This window comes from Streptomyces enissocaesilis (assembly GCF_039533765.1).
GTDB classification, from domain to species: Bacteria; Actinomycetota; Actinomycetes; order Streptomycetales; family Streptomycetaceae; genus Streptomyces; species Streptomyces enissocaesilis.
On the sequence record NZ_BAAAUD010000039.1, the window covers coordinates 335,513 to 352,974 of the forward strand.

Annotated in this window: 16 protein-coding genes and 1 pseudogene; 11 read left to right on the forward strand and 6 right to left on the reverse strand. The window is 74.0% G+C overall.

The genetic code is table 11. The annotated features are described in order from the left end of the window. Positions 1 to 322: 322 nt before the first annotated feature. Entirely contained in the window at positions 323 to 1,246 is a 924-nt protein-coding gene (locus ABD374_RS19890) for a DUF3027 domain-containing protein (RefSeq protein ID WP_344496901.1), read from the reverse strand. A 385-nt stretch (positions 1,247 to 1,631) separates the two neighbouring features. On the opposite strand from ABD374_RS19890, the gene ABD374_RS19895 reads away from it, so the two are divergent. From ABD374_RS19895 to ABD374_RS19910, 4 genes are read left to right on the forward strand one after another with little or no spacing between them, the layout of a single operon-like run. Further along, on the forward strand, positions 1,632 to 3,020 hold the full coding sequence (locus ABD374_RS19895) for an MFS transporter (protein ID WP_344496902.1): 1,389 nt from the start codon (positions 1,632 to 1,634) through the stop codon (positions 3,018 to 3,020). A 27-nt stretch (positions 3,021 to 3,047) separates the two neighbouring features. Further along, positions 3,048 to 3,542: a DUF2771 domain-containing protein gene (locus ABD374_RS19900; RefSeq protein WP_344496903.1), complete on the forward strand. Its 495-nt coding sequence runs from the start codon at positions 3,048 to 3,050 to the stop codon at positions 3,540 to 3,542. A 2-nt stretch (positions 3,543 to 3,544) separates the two neighbouring features. After that, entirely contained in the window at positions 3,545 to 4,228 is a 684-nt protein-coding gene (locus tag ABD374_RS19905; RefSeq protein WP_344496904.1) for a futalosine hydrolase, read from the forward strand. Continuing rightward, positions 4,215 to 5,066, forward strand: coding sequence for a 1,4-dihydroxy-6-naphtoate synthase (locus tag ABD374_RS19910; protein ID WP_344496905.1), 852 nt, complete (start codon positions 4,215 to 4,217; stop codon positions 5,064 to 5,066). The genes ABD374_RS19905 and ABD374_RS19910 overlap by 14 nt, the downstream gene beginning before the upstream one ends. A 22-nt stretch (positions 5,067 to 5,088) precedes the next feature. On the opposite strand, the gene ABD374_RS19915 is transcribed toward ABD374_RS19910, so the two are convergent. Further along, positions 5,089 to 5,472 carry a cold-shock protein gene (locus ABD374_RS19915; RefSeq protein WP_093800323.1) on the reverse strand — a complete coding sequence of 128 codons (384 nt, stop codon included), beginning with the start codon at positions 5,470 to 5,472 and terminating at the stop codon, positions 5,089 to 5,091. A 155-nt stretch (positions 5,473 to 5,627) separates the two neighbouring features. Between ABD374_RS19915 and ABD374_RS19920 the strand changes: the two genes are divergently transcribed. Continuing rightward, entirely contained in the window at positions 5,628 to 5,876 is a 249-nt protein-coding gene (locus tag ABD374_RS19920) for a hypothetical protein (RefSeq protein ID WP_344496906.1), read from the forward strand. On the opposite strand, the gene ABD374_RS19925 is transcribed toward ABD374_RS19920, so the two are convergent. Continuing rightward, the gene (locus ABD374_RS19925; protein ID WP_344496945.1) at positions 5,852 to 6,499 is read right to left on the reverse strand and encodes an HAD family hydrolase; all 648 of its coding nucleotides are present in this window, start codon (positions 6,497 to 6,499) and stop codon (positions 5,852 to 5,854) included. The two genes, ABD374_RS19920 and ABD374_RS19925, sit on opposite strands and share 25 nt — an antisense overlap. Before the next feature lie 76 nt (positions 6,500 to 6,575). Here ABD374_RS19925 and ABD374_RS19930 point away from each other — a divergent pair, with 76 nt between their 5' ends. The 4 genes and pseudogenes from ABD374_RS19930 (at position 6,576) to ABD374_RS19945 (ending at position 10,649) form a co-directional block, all read left to right on the forward strand. Then, the gene (locus tag ABD374_RS19930; RefSeq protein ID WP_344496907.1) at positions 6,576 to 7,601 is read left to right on the forward strand and encodes a FecCD family ABC transporter permease; all 1,026 of its coding nucleotides are present in this window, start codon (positions 6,576 to 6,578) and stop codon (positions 7,599 to 7,601) included. Between the two features lie 23 nt (positions 7,602 to 7,624). Further along, positions 7,625 to 8,662, forward strand: a complete 1,038-nt coding sequence (locus ABD374_RS19935) for a FecCD family ABC transporter permease (RefSeq protein ID WP_425577283.1) — start codon at positions 7,625 to 7,627, stop codon at positions 8,660 to 8,662. Further along, a pseudogene (locus ABD374_RS19940) lies at positions 8,659 to 9,471 on the forward strand (ABC transporter ATP-binding protein); the annotation flags it as partial. The gene ABD374_RS19935 and the pseudogene ABD374_RS19940, both read left to right, overlap by 4 nt. Positions 9,472 to 9,668: 197 nt before the next feature. Next, entirely contained in the window at positions 9,669 to 10,649 is a 981-nt protein-coding gene (locus tag ABD374_RS19945; protein WP_344496910.1) for an ABC transporter substrate-binding protein, read from the forward strand. A gap of 6 nt (positions 10,650 to 10,655) precedes the next feature. On the opposite strand, the gene ABD374_RS19950 is transcribed toward ABD374_RS19945, so the two are convergent. Further along, a complete protein-coding gene (locus tag ABD374_RS19950; protein WP_344496911.1) occupies positions 10,656 to 11,705 on the reverse strand; it encodes a hypothetical protein in 1,050 nt (349 codons plus the stop codon). A 78-nt stretch (positions 11,706 to 11,783) separates the two neighbouring features. Between ABD374_RS19950 and ABD374_RS19955 the strand changes: the two genes are divergently transcribed. After that, positions 11,784 to 14,333 carry a helicase-associated domain-containing protein gene (locus ABD374_RS19955; protein WP_344496912.1) on the forward strand — a complete coding sequence of 850 codons (2,550 nt, stop codon included), beginning with the start codon at positions 11,784 to 11,786 and terminating at the stop codon, positions 14,331 to 14,333. Between the two features lie 22 nt (positions 14,334 to 14,355). On the opposite strand, the gene ABD374_RS19960 is transcribed toward ABD374_RS19955, so the two are convergent. Beyond that, a complete protein-coding gene (locus ABD374_RS19960; RefSeq protein ID WP_344496913.1) occupies positions 14,356 to 14,880 on the reverse strand; it encodes a VanZ family protein in 525 nt (174 codons plus the stop codon). Between the two features lie 103 nt (positions 14,881 to 14,983). On the opposite strand from ABD374_RS19960, the gene ABD374_RS19965 reads away from it, so the two are divergent. Next, positions 14,984 to 16,639: a DNA repair helicase XPB gene (locus ABD374_RS19965; RefSeq protein WP_344496914.1), complete on the forward strand. Its 1,656-nt coding sequence runs from the start codon at positions 14,984 to 14,986 to the stop codon at positions 16,637 to 16,639. 64 nt (positions 16,640 to 16,703) lie between these two features. Here ABD374_RS19965 and ABD374_RS19970 read toward each other — a convergent pair whose 3' ends face one another. Further along, positions 16,704 to 17,324, reverse strand: a complete 621-nt coding sequence (locus ABD374_RS19970) for a flavodoxin family protein (protein WP_344496915.1) — start codon at positions 17,322 to 17,324, stop codon at positions 16,704 to 16,706. Positions 17,325 to 17,462 lie beyond the last annotated feature (138 nt).

Sequence of the window (17,462 nt, forward strand, 5' to 3'; positions counted from 1 at the left end):
CCCGCCGGTCGGCTCATCTCGTCGACTGGCGCCTACCCGTGTCTGCGCGGCGCAAGTATCGCGCGCGGACGGGCCTGCGACGTCCACCTGCCCGCCGGGTCGTCGCGGTGCGGGTCCGGGGGCGGCGGGGTGTGCCGCTGGGCGGGGCGGTCCCCCGCCCCTTCCCGGCCCGGAAACGCCCTGCCGGTGTGTCCCCCGTCGCCGGGCGGGCCGGATTCTCCGGCCCGCCCGGCGACGGGGGACCAGGGTCCGGGGCAGCGCCCCGGTTCGGGAAGGAGCGGGCAGGGGAACAGCCCCGCGCAGCGGCAACGCGTCCCAGGGGTCAGGAGTGGCCCAGGTCCTCCGCCGGGTCCGGCGTGGCCGGGACCGAGCCGCCCTCCGGGTCCGGGCGGAGCGGGAACACGTCCGTGGCCATCGAGTCCAGGACCGGGGGCGGCGGGCGCAGCGGCTTCGGCATGACCGCGGCCTCCGAGTGCCCCCCGCAGCCGTAGGCGAGCGAGACGACATGGCCGTCCGCCGGCGAGAACTCGTTCGCGCAGACGCCGAACGCCTGGCGCAGCGACCCGGCCATCGGCACGAGGAAGGCACAGGAGACACAGGTGGCGGGGGCCGCCTGGGCCATGGGGGCCTTCGCGCCGTACGCCTCGTCCCAGCGGTCCGCCGCGATGTGCAGCCCGTACCGCGACAGGACGCGCGCACGCCGCATTCCGAGCTCTTCGGCGACCGCCGCGATCGAACCCCGCGCGGGAACCAGCGGCAGCGCCGCCGGCGCACCGCCCGTGACCTCGGCGTCCTCCGCCTCGACGAGTTGCGCCATCTCCTCCGAGACCGGGGAGTCCGGCGGCGGCACGTCGGCGCCCGTGTAACCGGGCTCCAGGCGCAGGTCGTCCGCCTCGGTGGGGAGCAGGTCGCCCGGCCCCAGGTCCCCGGGGCGCAGCCGCTCGCTCCACGGCACCCACTCCGGCGCCAGCAGGGAGTCCGGCCCCGGCAGGAGAACCGTCTCGTCGAGGGTGACCAGCTTGGCCCGCGAGGCGCGGGTGACGGTCACCGCCCAGCGCCAGCCCCGGTAGCCGGGTTCCTTGCATTCGAAGAGGTGGGTGACCACCCGGTCACCCTCGGCGAAGAGGGAGACATGCTCGCCGACCACCCCCGGGAAGGCGGCCTCCTCGGCCGCCTCACGGGCAAGGTCTACCGCCTCGGCGCACAGGCGGTCAGGGGTTCGGCTTCGCGTCGTCGCAGCACTCACAGGTCTCGCTTCTCTCCTACGCCGTCTCACGGGTGCGCCAACGGATGCCCGTACGAGGTACGAGATACGAGGTGCGAGCTGCGGGCGGAGCGGACCGAAGGGCCGCGTCGACGTCCACGCCTCGCCCGACTCGTCTCGGTCTCGGGCGCACTTTCCACCACCCATTCTGCGGGATGACGGAGAGGCGCGCGGCCGAGGACAACCGCCGGTGGCGCGCTACGCACGCTACCCCCTCTGCCGCCCCGGGCCCACCTGCACGCCGTCTTTGGGACCGGAAGGCCCGGGAGAGACCCGCAGAGAGTCCCAAATGCCCGGAGTGGCGGCTCATCGGCTCCGTCCGCCCCGTTTCAGGTTCGGGCCGGGGAGGTTGGGGCACTATGGCGGGGTGGCTGCCGCAAATTCGTCCGACGGATCCGGTCCACTGCGCAGGACCGGTCGGGCGGTGGGCCGCGCCCTCCACCTGCCCTTCACCGGTACGGCGAAGGGCATCCGCCGCGCCACGCACGCGCAGGGCGCGGGCGAGTCGGGCCTCGGCAAGCTGATCGAGCTGCACGCCGTGAACGGCGCGGGCGACGTCATGATCACGGTCGCCCTCGCCTCCACGGTCTTCTTCTCCGTCCCCACCGACGAGGCCCGCGGCCGGGTCGCCCTCTACCTCGCGATCACCATGGCGCCCTTCACGCTCCTCGCCCCGGTGATCGGCCCGCTCCTGGACCGGGTGCCGCACGGCCGCAGGGCCGCGATGGCAGCCGCGATGCTGGCCCGGGCACTGCTCGCGCTGGCGCTGTCGGGCGCGGTGGCCACGGGCGGGATCGAGCTCTATCCGGCGGCCCTGGGCGTACTCGTGTCCTCGAAGGCGTACGGCGTCGTACGGAGCGCCGTCGTACCGCGCCTCCTGCCGCCCCGCTTCTCCCTCGTGAAGGCCAATTCGCGGGTGACCCTGGCCGGGCTGCTGGCGACGGGCGCGGCCGCGCCGATCGGGGTGGGGCTCCAGCAGGTCGGGACCGCGTGGCCGCTGTACGGGGCGTGCGCGCTGTTCGTCGTCGGTACGTTCCTGGCGTTCACGATGCCGCACAAGGTGGACTCCGCGAAGGGCGAGCGGAAGGCCAGGCTGCTGGAACACGGGCACGGATACGTGCACCGGCCCGGCCACGGGAAGCGGGAGGCGCCGCGCCGCCCCGGCCTGCGCACGGTCGGCCCCTCCGTGCTCCACGGCCTCCAGGCCAACGCCGCCCTCCGCGCCCTCTCCGGCTTCCTGATCTTCTTCCTGGCGTTCCTGCTGCGCGAGCACCCGCTCTCCGGGCAGAGCGCCGCCGTGTCGCTGGCGGTCGTCGGCGTCTCGGCCGGCGTGGGCAACGCCTGCGGGACGGCGGTGGGGGCGTGGCTCAGGGACCGCGGGCCCGAGGCGATCATCGCGACGGTGCTGGGGCTGACGCTGGGCGTGGCCGTCTGCGCGGCGCTGTTCTTCGGCGGGCTGATGGTGGCGGTCCTCGGCGCCACGGCGGGCCTGTGCCAGGCGCTCGCCAAGCTGTCGCTGGACGCGCTGATCCAGCGGGACGTGCCCGAGGAGGTGCGGACGTCGGCGTTCGCGCGGTCGGAGACGCTGCTCCAGATGGCCTGGGTGGTGGGCGGCGCCGTCGGGATCGCCCTGCCGCTGAACGGCGCGCTCGGCATGTCGGTCGCCGCCTGCCTCCTCGCGACCGGCGCGGCCTTGTCCGTACGGGGCCTCCTGAGTGCGGCGCGGCGCGGCTCGCCGTACCCCCGCGTGGCGTGAGGCGGGGCGGGCGATAGCCTTCGCCCCATGACCGTTGCGCTCCTCTCTGGTAAGGCCCGCCGCACCGCCACCGTGATCGGTGCCGTGTCGGCCGGACTCCTCGTCCTGTCCGCATGCGACAAGCCGACGCCGCTCGCGACCGTGACGGTCGGCACGGAATCGGTGCACACCGAGGCCGCGTGCTACAACGACGGCTCCGCGATCAAGGAATCCCTGCTCCAGGGCTGCCTGAACAAGAAGGCCGAGAAGACCGTCGAGGTCTCCATGGAGGACAAGGTCCGCTTCGGCGTCGACCCCGAGATCGCGGACAAGGGCTGGACGCTCTTCATCAACGGCCAGCAGGCCGAGCAGGAGCCGTTCAAGAAGACGTACCGGACCATCCCGGGCAGCGCCTTCTTCGCCCAGCAGCAACAGCAGCAGCCGGGCGCGCCGAGCCCCGACGAGGCGCAGGTCAGCGTCGTCGAGACCAAGGGCAAGAAGCTCACCGGCATCTGGCACTTCAAGCTGGAGAAGACCTCCTGACGATGCGTGTCCTGGTCGTGACCGCGGTTCCCGCCGAGCGGGACGCGGTCACGCGCGCGTTCGCCCCCGGTGACACCGCCGTCGACGTCATCGCCTGCGGGGTCGGCCCCGCCGCGAGCGCGGCCGGGACCGCGACGGCGCTGGCGTCCGCGACCCGCCCGTACGGGCTGGTGGTCTCCGCCGGCATCGGCGGCGGCTTCGGCCACCTGGCCCCGCTCGCCTCCCTCGTCGTCGCCGACGCGATCGTCGCCGCCGACCTGGGCGCCGAGACCCCCGACGGCTACGTCCCGGTGACCGCCCTGGGCTTCGGCGCCGTGGAGCACCTGCCGCCCGCCGCCCTCGTACGGGCCGTGGCCGACGCGACCGGCGCCGTCACCGGCACCGTGCTGACCGTCTCCACCGTGACCGGCTCCGCCGCCCGCGCCGCCGAGCTGCGCGCCCGGCACCCGTACGCCGCCGCCGAGGCGATGGAGGGCTTCGGCGTCGCCGAGGCCGCCTCCCTGCACGGGGTGCCGGTGCTGGAGCTCCGCGCGGTCTCGAACGCCGTCGGGCCGCGCGACCGGGCGGCCTGGCGCGTCGGAGAGGCGCTGGCGGCGCTCACCGGTGCGTTCGGCAAGCTCGTGCCCGTACTCGAAACCTGGGAAGACCGGAACGAAGACCGGGATGAGGAACATGACGACGCCTGACGCACTGAAGATCGCTTACTCGCCCTGCCCGAACGACACCTTCGTCTTCGACGCCTGGGCGCACGGCCGGGTGCCGGGGGCGCCGGCGCTCGACGTGACGTTCGCGGACATCGACATCACCAACGGCATGGCCGAGCGCGGGGAGTTCGACGTGCTCAAGGTGTCGTACGCCGTGCTGCCGTGGGTGCTGGAGGAGTACGCGCTGCTGCCGTGCGGCGGGGCGCTCGGCCGGGGCTGCGGGCCGCTCGTCCTCACGTGCGAGCCCGGGGCCGACCTCACCGGCAAGCGGATCGCCGTGCCCGGCGAGCGCTCGACGGCGTACCTGCTGTTCCGGCTGTGGGCGGCCGATGTCGTGCCGGACGGGGTCGGCGAGATCGTCGTCATGCCGTTCCACGAGATCATGCCGGCGGTGCGCGACGGCAAGGTCGACGCGGGGCTCGTCATCCACGAGGCGCGCTTCACGTACCAGGACTACGGTCTGCACTCGCTCGCCGACATGGGCGGGCACTGGGAGGACACGACCGGCCTGCCCATCCCGCTGGGCGCGATCATCGCCAAGCGCTCGCTGGGCGCGGAGCGGCTGCGCGAGCTGGCGGACGCGGCGCGCACGTCGGTGCGGATGGCCTGGGACGATCCGCTGGCGTCGCGGCCGTACGTACGGGAGCACGCGCAGGAGATGGACCCCGCGGTGGCCGATCAGCACATCGGTCTCTACGTCAACGAGTTCACCGCCGACCTGGGCGAGAGCGGCTACGCGGCGGTGCGCGGGCTGCTCACACGCGCCGCGGCCGAGGGACTGGTACCGCCCCTCGGCCCCGACGCGCTGGCGTTCGTCTGATCCCCGGCTGCCCGGTCCCCGGCTAGACGTCCAGCTGGTCGGCCACCGCGCGCAGCAGGCCCGCGATCTTCGCGCCCGCCGCCTTGTCGGGGTAGCGGCCGCGCTCCAGCGCCGGCGTGATGTTCTCCAGGAGCGTCGTCAGGTCCTGCACGATCGACGCGAGCTCGTCGGGCTTGCGGCGCTGCGCCGCGGCGACCGAGGGGGTCGGGTCGAGGATCGTCAACGAAAGCGCCTGGTCACCGCGTTGACCGGCCACGACACCGAATTCGACGCGCTGGCCGGGCTTGAGCGCGTCGACTCCGGCAGGGAGCACCGACGAGTGGACGAAGACGTCGCCGCCGTCGTCGCGGGAGAGGAAGCCGAAGCCCTTCTCATTGTTGAACCACTTGACCTTGCCGGTAGGCACGTCTGTCCTCGTCCTCGTACTCGTCGTTGAAAACGGCTCTGGATAGCACTACAGCGGGTCGTAGGACCCGCCACCACCAAGGCTAATGGTCCAGGGGCTGGTGACAAGACGTCGCCGGGCGGTTCCTCAGGGCAGGGAACTACCCTGGTCAGGTGATGACTGAAACCACATCGTCCGAGGCCGGCCCCGGCGACCGGCTGGTACGTACCGGAGCCGTCGTCTTCTTCGTCGGCGCACTGGCCACACTGGTCACCGTCGCCCCGCTCTTCCTGGGTACGGAGCCCTTTCCCCCGGTGGCGTACGCCGTGTGCATGCTGATGGGCGTCGGCTTCGTGATCGCCGCCGCCGGAGTGCTCAGGTCGATCGCCGCGCAGCGCCGTCAGGCACGCGCCGCCTCGCGGTAGCCGCCCAGCCAGGCGGGGAAGGCCACGAGGTCGTCCAGGACCACGTCCGCACCGGCTTCGCGCAGCTCAGCGGCGTCGCAGGGCCCCGTCGGCACGGCGACGGACAGGGCGCCGGCCGCCCGCGCGCCGCGTACGTCGCCGACGTGGTCGCCGACGTACACCGAGGCGCCGTACTCGCGCAGCGCCTCCGCCTTGGCCTCCGCCCACAGCCAGCCGACGACCGCGTCCGGCTCGATGCCGAGGTGCGCGAGGTGGAGCTTGGCGTTCGGTTCGTGCTTCGCCGTGACGACGACGGCGCGCCCGCCCGCCGCCCGTACCGCGGCCACTGCCTCACGGGCGCCGGGCAGCGCGAGAGTTGGCGTGATCGCGTACGTCGGATAGATCTCGCGGTAGCGGTCGCCCATCTCCTGGACGCGGTCCTCGGGGAACCAGAACGCCAGTTCCTGCTCCAGCGGCGGGCCGAGCCGGGTGACCGCCAGGTCGGCGTCGATGTGCGTGCCGGTCTCGGCCGCGAGCACTTCGTAGGTGGCCCTGATGCCGGGCCGGGAGTCGACGAGCGTCATGTCGAGGTCGAAGCCGACCGTCAGCGGGGGCGTGGACAGGTGAGTGGGCATGAGGGCCATTGTGCCCACGGGGGCTCCGGGACCCACCCTTACACTTAGCCAAGCCTTACCAACCTTCGGACGCGGATGGGACCAGATGCGAGCCGTCACCAGCCGTCCCGGGCGCGCCCTGGTGGCCCGCCGTGTCGGCTGGACGGCCGCGGCTGTCGCGGCCCTGCTGGTCTCCGTCCTGCTGAGCCTCGCGGTCGGGGCGCGCTCCATCGCCCCGTCCACCGTCCTCGACGTCCTGCTCAACGGCGGTCACAGCGACGCCACCGAGGTCGTACGGACCATGAGGGTGCCGCGCACGGTCATCGGCCTGATGGTCGGCGTCGCGCTGGCGCTCGCGGGGACCGTCCTCCAGGGCATCACCCGCAACCCGATCGCCGACCCCGGCATCCTGGGCATCAGCCAGGGCGCGTCCGTGGGCGTGGTCCTCGCGATCGCCTTCGCCGGCATCCACTCGCTGTCCGGGTACGTGTGGTTCGCCTTCGCGGGCGCGGCCCTCGCCTCGGTCGCGGTGTACGCCGTCGCGGCGAGCGGGCGCGGCGGCGCGACCCCGGTGAAGCTCGCGCTCGGCGGCGCCGCGATCAACGCGCTGCTCGCCTCCGTCACGATGACGGTCCTGACGACACAGGCAGCCACGCTCGACGAGTTCCGCTTCTGGCAGGTCGGGTCGGTGGCCGGCCGCGACGCGGAGGTGGTGGGCCGGATCTGGCCGTTCCTGCTGCTCGGTGTGGTCCTCGTCCTCTGCGTCGCGCGCGGACTCGACGCCCTGGCACTGGGCGAGGACATGGCGAAGGGCCTCGGCCAGAACGTCGCGGCCGTACGGATCGTGGGCGGCGTCGGCGCGACGGTCCTGACCGGCGCGGGCGTCGCCGCGGCCGGCCCGATCGGCTTCGTTGGCCTCGCGGTCCCGCACATCGCGCGGGCGGTCGTGGGCGGCGACCACCGGTGGGTCCTGCCGATGGCGGCGCTGATCGGCCCGGTCGTGCTGCTGGTGTCCGACGTGGCGGGCCGTGTGGTCTTCCCGCCGAGCGAGGTCCCGGCGGGCGTGATGACCGCGCTGATCGGCGTGCCGTTCCTGGTCGCCCTGGTACGGCGGAAGGCGGTGCCGGCGTGACCACGAACAGCGCGGCGGTCGGGATGCGGCCCACCGGATACGCGCTCGTGCGCGTCGGACGGGGACGCTTCCTGCTGCACCGGCGGGCCGCCGCCGTCGCCGGCGCGCTCGCGCTCCTGCTCGCCGGAGCGTGCGTCGCGTACCTCTGCGTCGGCGAGAGCAACGTCCCGCCCGCCGAAGTGCTGAAGGTCCTCTTCGGCCGGCCCTCGTCGGACGAACTCGTCGTGGGAACCCTCCGCCTGCCCCGCATGACCGTCGGACTGCTCGTCGGGGCGGCGTTCGGCGTGGCCGGCGCACTGATCCAGACCGTCGCGCGCAACCCGCTCGCGAGCCCCGACATCATCGGCATCAGCCAGGGCGCGAGCGCCCTCACCGTCGGGGCGACGACCTTCGGGATCACCTCCTACGCCGTACTCCCCTACCTCTCCGTGGCCGGCGGAATCCTCGCCGCCGCCCTCGTCTACGCCTTCGCCTGGCGTGGCGGACTGCACGCCACCCGCTTCGTGCTGATCGGCATCGGTTTCGCGATCGCCCTGCGCTCCGTCACGCACCTCTTCCTCACCAAGGGCGACCACCTCGTCGCCCAGCAGGCGCAGATCTGGATGACCGGCTCCCTCAACGGCCGCGGCTGGGACGAGGCGGCCCTCCTGGGCTGGGTGCTCCTCGCGCTGCTCCCCGCCGTCCTCTGGGCCGCCCGCGCCCAGCGCACGGTGTCGGTGGACGACGACACCGCGACCGCGCTGGGCGTACGGCTGGGACGCGTCCGCCTGGGCCTGGTCCTCACCGGAGTCGTGCTCGCCTCCGTGGCCACCGGAACCTCCGGCCCCGTCGACTTCGTGGCGCTGCTCGCCCCGCAGATCGCCCGCCGCCTGACCCGCACCGCGCAGATCCCACTCCTCTGCTCGGCCCTGACGGGCGCGCTGATCGTCGTACTGGCGGACCTGCCGGCCCGCCGGCTCCTCTCGCCCACCGAACTGCCGGTGGGCGTGCTGACAGCGGCCGTCGGCGCCCCGTACCTGATCTGGCTGATCGTCAAAGGCCGCACTGGAGGCAAGGCGTGAGCAGGCTCACCGCGCGCGGGCTGACGCTCGCCTACGAGGACCGTACGGTCGTGCACGGGCTCGACCTGGCCGTGCCCGACGGCCGGGTGACCGTCATCATCGGCCCGAACGCCTGCGGGAAGTCCACCACCCTGCGCGCGCTCGGCCGGCTGCTCAGGCCCAGGACCGGCGCGGTGCTGCTGGACGGCGCCGAACTCGCGAGGATCCCGACCAGGAAAATCGCCCGGTCGATCGGCCTGCTGCCCCAGACCCCCGTCGCCCCCGAGGCCATCACCGTCGCCGACCTCGTCGCGCGCGGCCGCCAGCCGCACCAGCACTGGTGGCAGCAGTGGTCCGACGAGGACGAACGCGCGGTGACGGACGCCATGGCGCGCACGGACGTCACCGCACTCGCCGACCGCCCCGTGGACGCGCTCTCCGGCGGACAGCGTCAGCGCGTGTGGATCGCGATGTCCCTGGCGCAGGAGACGGACCTCCTCCTCCTGGACGAGCCCACGACGTACCTCGACATCTCCCACCAGGTGGAGGTGCTCGACCTCGTCCGCCGGCTCAACCACGACCGGGGCCGCACCGTCGTCGCCGTCCTGCACGACCTCAACCAGGCGGCCCGGTACGCCGATCACCTGATCGCCATGAAGGAAGGCCGCATCGTGGCCGAGGGCCGCCCGGACGACATCGTCACCGCGGACCTCGTACGCGAGGTCTTCGGCCTGGCGTCGGTCGTGGTCCCGGACCCGGTGACGGGCTCCCCCCTGGTGATCCCGGGCACACCGTGGAGCCCGGGACCCGCCGCCCCGCACAACGCGGTGCCGGGAGGGGACGCGCCGGGCGCCGAACGCCACCACCCCGAAGAAACACCCGTACCCGGACGTTCGGCGCCCGAGGAGACGCCCCGGCGCGGCACCGACCCCGAAGCCCCCGCCCCCGAGGGCACCCCCGCCGAAGGCACCGCCCCGCCCCGCGACCCCGCCGGCCCCGCCCGGACCACCTGAAAGGCGCCCGCCCCATGACCGGAACCCTCCGCCGCCGCGGCCTCGCCGCCGGCTCCCTCGCCGTCACCGCCGCCCTCGCGCTCTCCGCCTGCGGATCCTCCGACCAGGGCAAGCCGTCGGCCTCCGCCAAAAGCAGGACCCACACCGTCAAGACCGCCATGGGCGACGTGAGGGTCCCGGACAGCCCGAAGCGCGTCGTCGTCCTGGACACCGCCGAGCTGGACTCCGCGATCACCCTCGGCGTGAAGCCGGTCGGCGCGACGCACACCACCGCCGGGCCCGGCTTCCTGAGCTACCTGCCCGAGGACGAGGTCGCGGGCATCAAGGACGTCGGCGAGATGACGACCCCCAACCTGGAGGCCGTCGCCGCCCTCGAACCGGACCTGATCCTCACCAGCAGGATCCGGCACGGCGCCCTGTACGACGAGCTCAAGGCGCTCGCGCCGACCGTGATGACGGAGAACACCGGTTACCCCTGGAAGGAGAACTTCCAGGTCCACGCCGACGCGCTCGGCAAGAAGGCCGAAGCGGAGCGGGCGGTCGCCGACTACACCGCGCACGCCGCGAAGGTCACCGAAGCGATCGGCGGCAAGGACCGGGCCGCGAAGACCGACGTCAACGTGGTGCGCTTCATCGAAGGCGCGGACATCCGCATCTACGGCAGGCAGAACTACATCGCGACGGTCCTGGCCGACGTCGGCCTCGGCCGCCCGGCCATCACCGACAAGGCCAAGGACGGCTTCTCGTACGACGTCAGCCCCGAGAAGATCAACCTCGCGGGCGAGGGCGCCGACGTCGTCTTCCACTCGACGTACGGCGACCCGGAGAAGGCCAGGCAGACGCAGACCCTGAACAGCGGCCTGTGGAAGAACATGCCCGCCGCCAGGGCGGGCAAGGTCTTCGGCGTGGACGACGAGCTGTGGATCCAGGGCATCGGCTACACCGCCGCCCACCAGATCCTCGACGAGATGCGGGCCCACCTCACGAAGAAGTAGGGGCGCCTACCGCCTCCGCGCCCGCCACACCAGGTGGAGCGCGGAGGCGACGGCCGCCGTCCGTACGACCCCGGGCCACATGCCCGAGACCGCCTCGCCCAGCGCGTCCCGCGCGAGCGGCTCGCCCCACCGCCCCTCGGTCCGGCCCCACAGCCACACGGCCGCGCCCGCCACGACCAGTCCGGGCAGGCCCAGCACCACCCATTTCGCCTCGGCGCGGCTGAGGCGGTGCGAGGCGTACGCGAGGAGCCAGCCGCCGCCCAGCGCGAGCCAGTTGCCGAGGACGGCGCCGACGACGAGCAGCGCGGCGGCGAGCAGGAGCAGGACATGGGCAGGCCGGCGCACCGCGGCCGCCGCCACCACCGCCTCGCCCTGCCCGGCCGTACGACGCCGCAGCCGCACCCGCAACCGGCGGCGGCCCGGAGGAACTTCCGCCTCGACGCCCGCTCCGCCACCGGCGCCGCTCTCGCCCTCGCCCTCATCGGCCTCGGCCTCGTCCTCGGCCGGCGGAGGCTTGAGTATTTCGGGGATCTCCACGCCGCCGACGAACCCCGGCACGGTGGTACCCATGCCGAGCGGCCCCGGTTCGACGCGCCACCAGTCGGGTTCGCCGCCCTGCGGGCCGAGTTCGTCCGACCCCGCGAGGTGGGGCGGCGAAGCGACGGGCCCGTCCGCCGCGCCCACCGCGTCCGCCCGCTCGTGGTCCCGGCCGCGGGGCCGCGGAACCCACCGGCCGCGCCCGCCGCGCCCGCCGCCCTCCGCCGGCTTGTCGCGCTGCTCCGGCAGTACGGCCTGCCGCGCCGCGGGCCCCGGCTCCGGCATCGCGCCGCCCGACGCCGCCGCCACCAGATCGGCCGGGGGCCCGATCCGGTTCAGGATGCGCCGTACCGCCGCGGGGGAGTCCGGCGTACCGAACCCGGAGCGCTGCCGGTCGATTTCGTCGCGCAACGTGGCCACCAGCCGCATCCGCGTCGCCGCGGGCAGCTTGTGCTGCTGCGCCAGGTCGCCGACCCGGCTCAGATAGTCGTAGACGAGCTGATCGCTCTCGATCCCCACGCGCCGTTCCGTCCCCTCGCCCTCCAACCTCCAACTGCCTGCACCGACCGTAGCGCCACACCGGCTACCGTGGGGCGGATGGGGACCGGCGAGCGCAACCAGGAGGCGCACGTGTCCGAAGGATCAGGCGCAACGCCACCGCGCACGCTCGCGGAAGCCCTGCGCACCCGCGACGACGCGTCGCTGGCCGCGCTGTTGCGCGCCCGGCCCGACCTGCTCTCGCCGGTGCCCGGCGACGTGTCGCAGCTCGCCACCCGGGCGGGCACCCGCGCCTCCGTCGTACGGGCGCTGGAGCGGCTCGACCGGTTCACCCTCCAGGCCGCCGAGGCCCTGGCGGTGGCCCCCGACCCGGCTCCGTACGAGGCGCTGCGCGCGCTGATGACCGGCGACGAGGGCGACCCCCGGGTCGAGGCGGCGCTGCCCGGGGCCGTCGCCACGCTGCGCGGACAGGCCCTGCTCTGGGGCGCCGACGACCGGCTGCGCCTGGTGCGCACGGCGCGCGAGCTGCTCGCCCCCTCCCCCGCGCACCCGTCCCCCACCGGCCTGGGCCCGACCGTCGCCGAGGCGACCGCCGGGATGTCGCCGGGCCGCTGGCAGGAGACCCTCGCGGCGGCCGGACTGCCGCCCACCCACGACCCGGTGTCGGCGGTGACGGCCCTGGCGGCGCTCTTCAGCGACCGCACGCGCATGTCCGCGCTGCTCGACACGGCCCCGCCCGAGGCGCTGATGGTGCTGGAGCGGCTGGTGTGGGGGCCGCCGTACGGCGAGGTGACCTCCGACCCCGCGCCGCCCGTGCGGTGGCTGCGCGACCGGGGGCTGCTCCTGCCGACGAGCCTGCGGACGGTCGTGCTGCCGCGCGAGGCCGCGCTGCACCTGCGCGCCGGGCGCGCGCACCGGGTGCCGGAGCCGGTGCCGCCCGCCGTCGAGCCCCTGGCCGGACACAGCCCGCGGGTCGTGGACGGTACGGCCGCCGGCCAGGCGTACACGGCGCTGTCCACCGTCGAGGAACTGCTCAAGGACTGGAACGAGGGCGGCCCGGCCGTCCTGCGCTCCGGCGGTCTGAGCGTGCGTGACCTGAAGCGGACGGCCGCCGCGCTCGACGTGCCCGAGCAGACGGCCGCCTTCTGGATCGAACTCGCCTACGCGGCCGGGCTGCTGGCGTCCGACGGCGAGGCCGCCGAGCGGTACGCCGCCACGCCCGCGTACGACGACTGGCTCGGCCTCCCGCCGCAGGACCGGTGGACCCGCCTCGCCACCGCCTGGCTGCACGCCACCCGCACGGCCGGCCTGGTCGGCGGCCAGGACACGAAGGGCCGCGTGCTGGCGGCGCTCGGCCCCGACCTGGACCGCGCGGCGGCCCCCGAGGTGCGCCGCCGCGTCCTCGGTCTCCTCGCCGCCCTCCCCGAGGGCGCCGTGCCCGCCCCCGAGCAGGTGCTGGCCCGGCTGCGCTGGGAACGGCCGCTGCGGGGGGCGGGTACCGGCGCCGGGGGTACCGGGCCCTCCACGGGCACCCCCGGCGACCTGCGGTCCCGTATCGCGCTGTGGACCCTCACCGAGGCGGAGCTCCTGGGCGTCACCGGACGCGGCGCGCTCTCCTCCCACGGCCGCGCACTGATGGCCACCGCACCCGCCCCCGCCACCCCCTCCACCGGCGCCGGGGACGCCGCGGCCGCCGCGCGCGCCGCCGAGCTGCTCGCGCCGTTCATCCCGGAACCCCTGGACCACGTACTCCTCCAGGCCGACCTCACCGCGGTCGCCCCGGGGCCGCTGCGACGGCCGCTCGCGGACACCCTCGACGTACTCGCCGACGTGGAGTCGAAGGGCGGGGCGACCGTGTACCGCTTCACGCCCGCGTCCGTGCGCCGCGCGCTGGACGCCGGGCGGGCCGCGTCCGACCTGCACGCCTTCCTGGCCGAGCACAGCCGTACGCCCGTACCGCAGCCGCTCAGCTACCTCATCGACGACGTGGCCAGGAAGCACGGGCACCTGCGGGTCGGCGCCGCCTCCGCCTACGTGCGCTGCGACGACGACGCGATGCTCGGCGAGATCCTCGCCGACAAGCGGTCGCAGCCGCTGGGCCTGCGGCGCCTCGCGCCCACGGTGCTGGCGGCGCAGGCCGACCCGGCGGCGCTGCTCGAAGGGCTGCGCACGATGGGCTTCGCGCCGGCCGCCGAGTCGGCGGCCGGAGACGTGCTGATCACCCGGGCCCACTCCTACCGCACCCCGCCGCGCACCGCCCCCGCGCCCGTCCCCGAGGGACCGCCGATCCCGGACGACACGCTGCTGGGCGCCGCGCTGCGGGCGATCCGGGCCGGGGACATGGCGTCCACGGCGGTACGCAAGGAGACCCCGGCGACGGCCGTGCCGGGAACCGGGGCGACGGCCCCCGGCGAGCTGCCGCGCACCACGTCCGCCGAGACGCTCGCCACGGTCCAGGCCGCCGCCCTCACCGGCTCCGCGGTGTGGATCGGATACGTCAACGCGGACGGCGCGGCGAGCCAGCGCGTGATCGCGCCGGTGCGGGTGGAGGGCGGCTTCGTGACGGCGTACGACCACACGGCGGACGAGGTCCGCACCTACCCCCTGCACCGGATCACGGGCGTGGCGGAACTGGCGGACAGCCCGTAGCCGGGGACCGGTCCTGGCACGGTCACTTGCCGGAGGGCACCGTGTCCCCCGCGTCCTGCGCCCCGCGCGGCGGGCGCCGCGTGTGCACCGCGCGGCCGATCCGGCGGCCGAGGAGGAAGTAGCCGATCAGCGCGCCCGTCGTATTGAGGATCACGTCGTCGACGTCGAACGCCCGGCCCGTGACCATCGCGCCCTGCGCCAGCTCCACCAGCACCATCACCACCACCGTGAGAACCACCACGCGCAGCAGCCGCAGCGAGCGCGGCACGAGCACCGGCAGCAGCAGCCCGAAGGGCATGCCCAGCAGGAGGTTGCCGCCTATCTGCTTGCACGCGGCGAGGAAGGTGTAGTCCTCGGCGTACTGCCGCAGCGAGGCGCCGGGCGTCAGATTGGTGGTGACCAGGTCCTCCGAGGCGTGCGAGGGGGCGAGCGTCAGCCGTGCCAGTACGGCCGAGAACAGGACGAGTCCGACGAAGGCCGCGACCACCGCGAGGGCCCGCAGGGCCGTCCGCCACCAGGGGGCACGAAGTTCCGCTTCAGCTGTCATGGACGTCCGTCTACCCGCGCTCCCGACCCGTATCGCACGCGGTACGGCACACTGGACGTTTGGCCGTACGGGCCGACCTGCCGCAGAAAGGGCCGAAACCCGCGTGAACGGACCCCTCATCGTCCAGAGCGACAAAACCCTGCTCCTGGAAGTCGACCACGAGCGCGCCGACGCCTGCCGCCGTGCCATCGCGCCCTTCGCCGAGCTGGAGCGCGCCCCCGAGCACATCCACACCTACCGGGTGACGCCGCTCGGCCTGTGGAACGCGCGGGCCGCCGGGCACGACGCCGAGCAGGTCGTGGACGCGCTCGTCGAGTTCTCCCGCTACCCGGTGCCGCACGCGCTGCTCGTCGACGTCGCCGAGACGATGGACCGTTACGGCCGCCTGACCCTCTCCAAGCACCCCGTGCACGGCCTCGTCCTGACGACCACCGACCGCCCGGTGCTGGAGGAGATCCTCCGCTCGAAGAAGGTCCAGCCGCTGGTCGGCGCCCGGATCGACGCGGACACGGTCGCCGTGCACCCCTCCGAGCGGGGCCAGATCAAGCAGACGCTGCTCAAGCTGGGCTGGCCGGCCGAGGACCTCGCGGGTTACGTCGACGGTGAGGCCCACGCGATCGACCTCGCGGAGGACGGCTGGGCGCTGCGCCCGTACCAGAAGCAGGCCGTCGAGGGCTTCTGGCACGGCGGCTCGGGCGTCGTGGTCCTGCCCTGCGGCGCGGGCAAGACGCTGGTCGGCGCGGGCGCGATGGCGCAGGCCAGGGCGACGACCCTGATCCTGGTCACGAACACCGTCTCGGCCCGCCAGTGGAAGCACGAGCTGGTGAAGCGGACGTCGCTGACCGAGGAGGAGATCGGCGAGTACAGCGGTACGCGCAAGGAGATCCGGCCGGTCACCATCGCGACGTACCAGGTCCTGACGACGAGGCGCAAGGGCGTCTACCCGCACCTGGAGCTCTTCGACTCCCGCGACTGGGGTCTGATCGTGTACGACGAGGTGCACCTGCTGCCCGCGCCGGTCTTCAAGTTCACGGCCGACCTCCAGGCGCGGCGGCGCCTGGGCCTGACGGCGACGCTCGTGCGGGAGGACGGCCGCGAGTCGGACGTCTTCTCCCTCATCGGTCCCAAGCGTTTCGACGCTCCGTGGAAGGAGATCGAGGCACAGGGCTACATCGCGCCCGCCGACTGCGTCGAGGTACGGGTCAACCTCACCGACAGCGAGCGGCTCGCGTACGCGACGGCGGAGGCGGAGGAGAAGTACCGTTTCTGCGCCACGACCGCGACCAAGCGGAAGGTGACGGAGGCGCTGGTACGGAAGTTCGCCGGCCAGCAGATCCTCGTCATCGGCCAGTACATCGACCAGCTCGACGAGCTGGGCGAGCACCTGGACGCACCGGTCATCAAGGGCGAGACGCCGAACGCGCAGCGCGAGAAGCTGTTCGAGGCGTTCCGGCAGGGCGAGATCAGCGTGCTCGTCGTGTCGAAGGTCGCGAACTTCTCGATCGACCTGCCGGAGGCGACGGTCGCCATCCAGGTGTCGGGCACGTTCGGGTCCCGCCAGGAGGAGGCGCAGCGCCTGGGCCGGGTCCTGCGGCCGAAGGCGGACGGCCACCAGGCCCACTTCTACTCGGTGGTCGCGCGCGACACGATCGACCAGGACTTCGCGGCGCACCGCCAGCGGTTCCTGGCGGAACAGGGCTACGCGTACCGGATCGTGGACGCGGACGAGCTGATGGCGGAGGACGGCACCGCGTCCTGACGCGGCCCCGGGTCCCCGGGCCAGGGGACCCGGGACCCGGGACCCGGCCGCGAGCCCAATCCGGCTATTGCTGCCGCCCGGCCTCCTCCTCGTGGGGGAACCGGGCGAGCGGGGCCTCGCGCTGGAAGAACGTCTTGGCGCGGATCGCCGCCCGCTCGTCGTCGCGGACCTGACCGGGCCGGGAACCGTTGCCGAACAGCACCCCGCCGAACCGCATCCGCAGGTACGCCGCCGAGTGGTGGAGGGTGGTCGTCAGCCCGTCGGCGACGACCTCGTCGTCGTCCGCCATGACCGTCACCCCCCACAGGGTCCGGCCGGCCATCCGCTCCTTGAAGTCCGAGCCGGGGTCCCCCAGCCAGCCCGACCAGTAGTCGAGGTAGCGCTTGGCCTGCGCGGAGAGGGTGTACCAGTACAGCGGCGAGGCGATGACGACGTCGGTGGCCGCCAGCGTGGCCTGCCGCAGCGTCTCCTCGTTCTCCCCGACGGGCCAGGTCTCGGTCTCGTGCCGGCCGTCCTGGAAGTCGGGCAACGGCAGCCGGGCCAGGTCCACCCAGCGCTGCGGAACACCGGCGGGCAGCTGCTCGGCGGCGGCCCGCGCGAGGATCTCGGTGTTGCCGTCGGGGCGGGAGCTGCCGAGGACGAAGAGGAACGAACGGTCCGTGCCACGGGGTGTGTCGGTGGTCATGTCTGCTCCGGTCTCGGCCCCTGGGCGCGCCCGCCGAAGGGGCGTGGAGCCGGCCGCGGCCCGGGGGAATCAGTGAGTTCCCCGCTTCCAACTCCCTTGCTCCCGGGGCTATTCCGGCAGGCGCCGGGCCACTTCGCC